Annotated in this window: 1 protein-coding gene; it reads left to right on the top strand. The window is 72.9% G+C overall.

Translation table 11 applies throughout. The features are described 5' to 3' along the window. Nucleotides 1-956: AMP-binding protein (locus ALA01S_RS31220; protein WP_157119451.1), on the top strand; the 956-nt coding region annotated here is incomplete at both ends.

Genomic DNA, 956 nt, shown 5'->3' with positions numbered 1-956 from the left:
GGAGCGCCAACACGCGGCGCCATGCCGGGGCGGCGGCGGTGCACCGGCAGATCGAGGGCCATGCGCGGCGCACGCCCGCGGCGCCGGCGCTGGTCTTCGGCGAGGCGACGCTGGGCTACGGCGAGCTCAACGCGCGGGCCAACCGGCTGGCGCACCGGCTCATGGCGCTGGGCGTGAGGCCTGAGCAGCGCGTGGGCATCGCGGCGCAGCGCTCGGTGGAGATGCTGGTGGGCATCCTGGCGGTGCTCAAGGCCGGGGGCGCCTACGTGCCGCTGGACCCGGAGTACCCGCGCGAGCGGCTGGGCTACATGGTGCAGGACAGCGGCATCACGCTGCTGCTGGTGGACAGCGCCCTGCGCGAGCGGGTGCCGGTGCCGGACGGGTTGCCGGTGCTGGAGCTCGACACCGAGGACGTCAGTGCGCAGCCGGCCCGCGACCCGGACGTGCCGGTGCATGGCGAGCAGTTGGCCTACGTGATCTACACCTCGGGCTCCACGGGGCGGCCCAAGGGGGCGGCGGTGCGCCACGCGGCGCTGTCGAGCTGCATGGCGTGGATGCAGGAGCGCTACGGGCTGACCGAAGCCGACACGGTGCTGCACAAGGCGCCGTTCGGCTTCGACGTGTCGGTGTGGGAGATGTTCTGGCCGCTGACGACGGGGGTGAAGCTGGTGGTGGCGCAGCCCGGCGACCAGCGCGACCCCGAGCGGCTGGTGCAGCTGATCCAGCGCCACGAGGTCACGACGCTGAACTTCGTGCCCTCGATGCTGCAGGCGTTCCTGGCGCACGAAGGAATAGAGGGGCGCACGCGGCTGCGCTACATCATCTGCGGCGGGGAGGCGATGCCCGCGGCCACGCAGCGCGAGGCGCTGCGGCGGCTCGAAGGCGCGTCGCTGCAGAACCTGTACGGTCCCACCGAGGCGACGATCCACGTCACGCAGTGGAGCTGCCGCGACGAC

Source organism: Azohydromonas lata NBRC 102462 (genome assembly GCF_001571085.1).
Taxonomy (GTDB): Bacteria; Pseudomonadota; Gammaproteobacteria; order Burkholderiales; family Burkholderiaceae_C; genus Azohydromonas; species Azohydromonas lata.
Note: the sequence above shows the minus strand (reverse complement) of the source record. Positions and strands in the feature narration are given on the sequence as shown.